The organism is Vibrio sp. Vb1554 (assembly GCF_033344235.1).
The window spans coordinates 292835-299147 of the sequence record NZ_JAWPOJ010000003.1; the positions used below are offsets into that span (position 1 = coordinate 292835).

4 protein-coding genes and 1 pseudogene are annotated in these 6313 nt (G+C 44.2%); 3 read left to right on the forward strand and 2 right to left on the reverse strand.

Annotated features, from left to right (window positions below):
* Positions 1-18: 18 nt before the first annotated feature.
* The 3 genes from pstA (at position 19) to R8N28_RS04860 (ending at position 4147) form a co-directional block, all read left to right on the forward strand.
* Positions 19-882: a phosphate ABC transporter permease PstA gene (gene pstA, locus R8N28_RS04850; protein WP_005383923.1), complete on the forward strand. Its 864-nt coding sequence runs from the start codon at positions 19-21 to the stop codon at positions 880-882.
* A 60-nt stretch (positions 883-942) separates the two neighbouring features.
* Positions 943-1692 (forward strand): phosphate ABC transporter ATP-binding protein PstB, encoded by a 750-nt coding sequence (pstB, locus tag R8N28_RS04855; RefSeq protein ID WP_005375156.1) that lies wholly within the window; start codon positions 943-945, stop codon positions 1690-1692.
* Positions 1693-2020: 328 nt separating this feature from the next.
* Positions 2021-4147, forward strand: coding sequence for a GGDEF domain-containing protein (locus R8N28_RS04860; RefSeq protein ID WP_065275462.1), 2127 nt, complete (start codon positions 2021-2023; stop codon positions 4145-4147).
* Between the two features lie 125 nt (positions 4148-4272).
* Here R8N28_RS04860 and R8N28_RS04865 read toward each other — a convergent pair whose 3' ends face one another.
* Together R8N28_RS04865 and R8N28_RS04870 are read right to left on the reverse strand one after the other, a co-directional pair.
* Entirely contained in the window at positions 4273-5919 is a 1647-nt protein-coding gene (locus R8N28_RS04865) for a BatD family protein (protein ID WP_082240196.1), read from the reverse strand.
* 4 nt (positions 5920-5923) lie between these two features.
* Positions 5924-6313, reverse strand: a pseudogene (locus tag R8N28_RS04870) (hypothetical protein); the annotation flags it as partial.

Consider the following 6313-nt stretch of genomic DNA (forward strand, 5'->3'; position numbering starts at 1 on the left):
TCGTTAAAGGTGACTATTATGGATCGCGCAAAACTGAAAAAAGCACGCCAGTTCAAAGATAATGTCTTTAACGCATTTGTCTGGATCTCGGCAGCACTAACGGTAGGTTTTTTGTTCTGGATTATCTGGTACATCCTATCAAACGGTCTACAACACGTAGATTGGAACTTCATTACTGATAACTATACGCGCACAGGTGAAGAGCACGGTATCTTCCCAATGATTGTGGCGACCATTTACATGGTTATCGCTTCTATCGCAGTGGCAGCGCCACTCGGTATCATGACGGCAATCTACTTGACCGAATACGCGAAAGTGGGCAGTCGTTTGGTGAAAATCATCCGATTCTGTACCGAGTCATTGGCGGGTATCCCGTCGATCATTTTCGGCCTGTTTGGTATGACTTTCTTCGTGGCGATTCTTGGCCTTGGCTTCTCGATTCTATCGGGTGCATTGACGCTAAGTATCCTAATCCTGCCAGTGATCATCCGTACAACGGAAGAAGCGCTGATGGCAGTGCCACAAACTTACCGTGAAGGCTCTTATGGCCTCGGTGCTTCTAAGATTTACACTATCTGGCGTTTGATTCTTCCAAGCGCAATGCCAGGTATCTTAACCTCGGTCATTCTAAGTATTGGTCGTGTCATTGGTGAGTCTGCTCCAGTATTCCTGACAGCAGGTATGGTTGCACGTATTCCGGATTCTTTATTGGATTCAGGTCGTACGCTAACCGTTCACCTATACAAACTGACTACCGAACTGTTTACCGTTGAAGAATGGAATCAGGCTTACGGTACGGCAACAGTGCTTATCGTAGTTGTTCTCTTGATCAACATGGTAACGAAACTGATTGCTAGACGTTTTAACACCGCAACTTACTAACAACACTAATTAAGAACGCACGTTAAAAGACACGAATTCGAGAATTAAGAGATTAAGACAATGAACAAATTTGATATTGAAAACCTAGACCTATTCTACGGTGACAACCAAGCACTGAAATCGATCAACTTACCAATTCCAGTTCGCCAAGTAACTGCACTTATCGGCCCGTCAGGTTGCGGAAAATCAACGCTTCTACGCTGTTTGAACCGAATGAATGATCTAATCGAAGGCGTGAAAATTACAGGTAAATTGGCGATGGACGGCGAAGATATTTACGGCAACATTGATGTTGCTGACCTTCGCATCAAAGTCGGCATGGTATTCCAAAAGCCAAACCCATTCCCGATGAGCATTTACGAGAACGTGGCTTACGGCTTACGTGCTCAAGGTATCAAAGACAAAAAGACAATTGATGAAGTGGTAGAGCGTTCGCTGCGCGGTGCTGCACTTTGGGATGAGGTGAAAGATCGCCTTAAATCACACGCATTCGGTCTTTCTGGTGGTCAGCAGCAACGTTTATGTATTGCACGTACAATCGCGATGGAGCCTGATGTGATTCTGATGGATGAACCAACGTCGGCACTTGACCCAATTGCGACACACAAAATCGAAGAGTTGATGGAAGAGCTAAAGAAGAACTACACCATCGTTATCGTGACTCACTCAATGCAACAGGCGCGTCGTATCTCTGACCGCACTGCGTTTTTCCTAATGGGAGAACTGGTCGAGCACAACGATACGCAAGTGATCTTTAGCAACCCTCAAGACGACCGTACTCAAGGCTACGTAAATGGTGATTTCGGTTAATCCACCGTATTTACAAGCATAACTAAATAACTATAAGCGATGGTAACTTTGCCCCTCTTAATGAGGGGCCTTTTTCTTTTTAAGTCGTGGGCTTATAACGCCTACCAACACAAAAAATCTTGTAAATAAGTACAACTTTCCTCCCCAGTTTATAAAGTATGTAACTTATGTGAAACATGGCTTTAAAAGTGCTGAAGAGCTCTCGAATGTAACACTAAGTCTGATAATTTTGCGAATGACTTAACAGCTCAAATTTGAACGTATTGATTGCATATCATGGCCTAAGTAGTTTTTTATCGAGGATAAAAAAGTAGATTAGGTTGGTAGGGTGAGTTTAAGAAGTTTTACAAGAAAAGTGTCTTCAACGAGGGACCATCGGTTGCTAGCGGAGGCAATCTTTGATCATTTAGAGAGTCTGTTCTCCCCTCAAGCCCTCGCTATTTTTGAAGATCCTTCAATTAACCCTCGTCATTCGATGAGCTTCTCTCGCGGAGAGCTTTACCCAACCCAAAACTATCCTGAGACATTCTGGGAGTGGGCAAGTCAGTTTGACACCTCTGAAAGCATCATACCTCTGGCGATCAACACTTGTAACTGGAATCACACCCGAGATTTAGGTGGTGATAGTTACATCATGATGCTCGACAACACGCCTATCAAACGTACCTACCTACTGATTCAATCTGTTCATGCTCGCACGGCACATAATATCTATGAAGAAAGTTACGACGCAATGCAGCTTGCAGCGGCGCGTTGGCAATGTATTCGTGCCGAAAAAAATGCCTCGAAAGAGATCAGGCACAGAGATATTCGTGAAGCGCAATATGTTGATGAGATTAGCCAACGCGAGCGCTTTATCGAAAATATGAAGTTAGTTCAGCAAGTTGCACTCGAAATCTCTAATCCTGATTCTTTAAAGGACTTGTACTACAAAGCCGTCGAAGCGTTACGTGAACGACTTGGGTTTGATCGCTCTACACTGATGCTTCTCGATATGAAAAAGCGCAGCTTCAGTGGTACATACGGCACGGATGAGTCAGGAATTACGATTGATGAATTTCACACACAATACGATTTACATCAACTTAGCGAGGAGTATATCACCGCGTTATCTAGCCTTGAGAGCAACTTAGTGATTGTAGAAGACGCGCCAATATACACAGCAGGCAAGGTCATCGGGCAGGGCTGGAATGCGATGTTGATTTTACGCGATGGCAATGAACCGTTTGGGTGGTTCGCGCTAGATAACTTTATTCATCGTAAGCCGATAACGGCATATCAAAAACAGATGTTGGACTCGTTTGGTTCACTCTTCTCTCAAATTTACATTCGTAAGCGCCAAGAACAAAACGTACGCATGTTGCATTCAAGCATGGTTGAGTTATCACGTTGCACTACTGTCAGTGGAGTATGCAAATCGGCCGTCACTTTCGCCATTAAAAATCTTGGTATTGATCGAATGGCGGTGTTTTTAACTGATGAAAATTGCTCTTACATGCAAGGAACGTGGGGTACCGATATTCAAGGTAACGTGGTGGATGAATCTTACTTCTTTGGCGAAACCCAAGATTTCTCTCTTATAAATCTGGCTCGCTCAATGCCAAACGAAGTCGCATTTGAAGAATCAATGCCTATTTATCATGACTGTAATATTGTTGGCTTTGGTTGGGCTGCGATGACGGTATTGACTTCAAATAGCAGTGGTCCTATCGCCTTTATCGCTGTTGATAATTTGCTGACACGTGCGCCGTTAACTTCTCAGTTACGTGAAGTGATTCGTATGTTCGCGTCCAGCTTAGCTGAAGTATTGCAACGTACTCAAGCTCAAGAGGCGATTCGCGAATTAAACGAAAACTTAGAGCTGGAGGTTCAGAACCGAACAAAAGAGTTGGAGGAAGCCAATCGACAGCTTGAGGTACTTTCTAAGCTCGATCCTTTGACGCGTCTTGGTAATCGCCGCATGTTAGAACATGTGATGCAAAAATATTGTGCCCTAGAGTGTGAAGACGACATGTCGTTTGGCCTGATCCTGATTGATATTGACCATTTTGGCTTATTCAATAATCACTATGGTCATCTCGAAGGCGATATCGCATTGATGCGAATTGGCTATATCTTGGATCATCATACCAAAGGTGAAGATGAAGTTTTTTGCCGTATCGGAGGTGAGGAGTTTGCATTGCTCATGATTGGTTCTGAGCAAGAGGAGGTTCGACTGAGAGCAGAGTGCATTCGTCAGTGCATCGAGGGCGAGGGGATAAAGCATCGACATAACCCAGAAGGGGAGTTACTTACCGTTTCAGTCGGTTACTCCTGTTATAAAGCGAAAGGCAAAGACTTTAATTTCGACCATTTATATCAGTTGTCGGATAAGGCACTCTATCAAGCGAAGAATCATGGGCGAAATTGTGTAAGGCGATACGAATACGAGCCCCAAGTTTTGTTGAGTAAGTGATGTTCATAAGAGCAACTTGATAGGGAAGAAGCGGCGGTTGGTGCTCTAGATAAAACCGCTAAAGCAAAATTTGGCCGGATAAGAGAATTGGCAGCTCATGAGAGCTGCCATTGTTATTTAGTTATTTATAGCTTTTCGAGTTGGTGGTCGGTTTTCGTTACGTTTGCTTTGCCAAGGTTTTGAATTTTCGCTAGCAGCGAATCAGGGCTCCAAGGTTGTTGGTTAGCACTAAAACGCGCTTGATTCATGGCATTAAGCTCTTGCTTAATTGCTTGTACGTCACCAGGGTTTAACCTGTCTTGATGAGTGGTTAAATACTCATTTACAGAGCGTTCAATTTTCGCAGCATCGCCCTCTTCGATGACTTTTTTTAGCGCGTCGATGCAAAGTGGTTGTTCAGTATTTGAAACCGTTCCACTCGCTGTTATTGACCGCTTTTTCCATGCCCAAATTGCGATTCCCAATGTCATTATCCAAAGCCCTAAGAAAACAAAGGTTAACGTTCGCCAGAGACTGCTCACACCGCCGCTTGATTCAGGACTAGGGGCTGACACTAAAGGTGCTGAAAGAGGCGATTCCGGCAACGTGATTAGCCCAGTGTCATTTTTCTCTACGTCTAATGTTAGCTCTGGTAACGTTGTTTTCTTCGCTTCATCATTTTGACTGTCCCACCAGTTCAAGTCGTATCCTGGTAAGGTATATCTCCCGGCCTCTGTAGGAATAATGACTTGCTTCACCGTCATGGTAACGGTGCCATCTCTCGCGCTATCGAACTTAGGTTGTTCGGGATACACGCGCAGTGAACTCGGGTAACTAATATTGACTCGTGGCAGATATTCGGCTTGTGTACCGCGAGCCTTAACTTGAATGGTTCGAGTGAGTGAAGAGCCTTGTTTTACTGTGTTGATTGCGTTAGTCGACAATAGATTACCTTGATCGTCTTGCCAGCTCTGTGTCATTTCTAACGCTGAAGCAGGAAGCCATTCACCTTTAAATTCGCTCGGAATCGGTTTGACCGTGATTGGCATGCGTTCCGCTTTGGTGTTGATAGGCATTATTTTGGTTGAGCCCGTCAAGCTGTCGCCATAAATATAAGAACCGGTCAGTTTAGGACCTATCAAGGTATAAGTGCCTGGTTGATTTGCCGTTAAGCGAAACGACTGCTCTATGACCGCTACTTCTAACCCATTTAAGATCTTCTGTCTTTGTTGTAAGCCACCCAGTGCCTCAAGCTTCATGCCTTCAATCTGCGGAGGTACTATTTGCGGGTTATCTAGGCGTCGAGTGTCCGCTTTAATTAGAAGTTGTATACGTAATGTTGCAGATTGCTGAGGGTAGAGCGTACTGTTGTCGACCGTAATATTGAAGCTAAATAGATCATCAAGATTGGGGTCTGTTTGGCTCGCGTTGACACGCAGTTTGATCGGCTCCGTTCTCATACCATCAGCGGAAAAACTTGGAATAGTCAGAACACCTTCTTTCATTGGTGCAATTGAGATACTCCACTCGGTACGCACTGATTTTCTTCCGTTAATGTTATTGCTAGAGCGGCCATAACGAGGTTGACCCAAGAAGAAGTCTTTCTCTAGAACATTGAAGTCGATTGAGTCTGAGCTGAGCTCAGTATCTGAAATGATTCTGAGGTTAATCACTTCATTCTTGGCTACTTGTGTTTTATTCACACTAGCTTGAAGTGTCTGTGCTATCACCGAGAAACTGGATATTAGGCTGGCCACAAAAATAAAGACCAGTTTTACGCCTTTGTTCATCACAGGCTTACCACTCCTTTTGAGATTGTTGTGGAGGTTGTTTTTGTTGCGCTTGAAGTTGCATTTGCGCACGGATCAAAAAGCTTGGGTCGCGAGCACTTTCTACTGCTTCTAGTCGACGGAACTCAGGATCATCCTGATGCATTTTTTCGGGATGCGCTTTAGCCTGTATTGGTTCACCTTGATCCTTCACTTGCTTGTCATCTCGTTGCGGTTGATGTTGTTCCGTTTTTTGTTTTTCTTTTTTATTTTCAGAATCTTGCTGATTTTGTGACTGTTGTCCTTGCGCTTCCTTCCCTTCGTTTTGAGACTTTTGTTGCTGTTGCTGTTGCTGTTGCTGTTGCTGTTGCTGTTGCTGTTGCTGTTGCTGTTGCTGTTGCTGTTGCTGTTGCTGTTG